The organism is Paramagnetospirillum caucaseum (assembly GCF_000342045.1).
GTDB lineage: Bacteria > Pseudomonadota > Alphaproteobacteria > Rhodospirillales > Magnetospirillaceae > Phaeospirillum > Phaeospirillum caucaseum.
In genome coordinates this window covers 1-1,030 of sequence record NZ_AONQ01000177.1, presented here as the reverse complement: position 1 = coordinate 1,030, position 1,030 = coordinate 1, and the positions used below count along the sequence as shown (strand labels likewise).

At 54.6% G+C, this 1,030-nt stretch carries 1 protein-coding gene; it reads left to right on the top strand.

What is annotated here, in order from left to right; genetic code table 11:
* Window positions 1–390: 390 nt before the first annotated feature.
* The coding region (locus H261_RS22880) for a recombinase family protein (RefSeq protein ID WP_008622725.1) at window positions 391–1,030 on the top strand (640 nt) is incomplete at its 3' end.

The following is a 1,030-nucleotide window of genomic DNA, read 5'->3' as shown; positions in this document are numbered from 1 at the left end:
GGAAACAACCTCTACGCTGTTTGGTGTTTTGACACGCGGCAAATAAAGCCGATGACCGCACAAACACGACGATGGCTAGACACGGAACAACCTGACCACAACAGTCAGGACTCGAGTCCAATTTCATCATTAAAATGAGAATTTCGTACGGATTTTCGTGACCAATTTATGTTTTCCATGAGGCATTACGTCATTTATGTCCGCTTTTTCGTGAGACGGAGACCGGCATGCTCTGGGCATGACGACCTCGCCTCATCACATATGCGCCCAGAAGCGCGACCTCCCCACCGGCCAGGATCCATTGGCACCGGTGTTGGAGATTGCCCGGGTGCTGGCACGCCAGGCTGCAGCGGACTGGTTGCGCCAGGCCAAGGAAGAGGAGAGCCGTTCATGAGAGCAGCTATTTACGCCCGCTACAGCAGCGATCTCCAGCGGGAAGCCAGCATCGAGGATCAGGTGAGGATCTGCACCAGTCTGGCCCGACAACGCGGCTGGACGGTGTCGGAAATCTTTTCAGATTCTGCCATCAGCGGTTCGACCAATCAGCGTCCCGGCTTTCAACAGATGCTGTTGGCCGTTCAGGATGGCCGGATCGATGTCGTGGTGGCGGAAGCACTGGATCGGCTATCACGCGATCAGGAGCACATTGCGGGTCTCTATAAGCAACTGGCCTTTAACCAAGTTAAAATCGTCACCATCGCCGATGGAGAGGTCACTGAAGTTCATATCGGCCTCAAAGGGACCATGTCCGCATTGTTTCTCAAAGACCTCGGCCAAAAAACCTGGCGCGGGTTAGAGGGCCGTATTGGGAAAAGCAAGTCGGCTGGGGGCATCAGCTTTGGATATGACATCACTCGTGGACTGGATGAAAAAGGTCGAACCACCAGTGGGGAACGGGTGATTAACCCGGTCGAAGCTGAAATCGTAGTCCGGATCTTCAGGGAATTCGCAGCTGGCCGCTCCCCTCGAGCCATTGCCATCAATTTGAACCGTGATGGAATCCGCCCAACGAAAAGCAGGGCCAAGAACC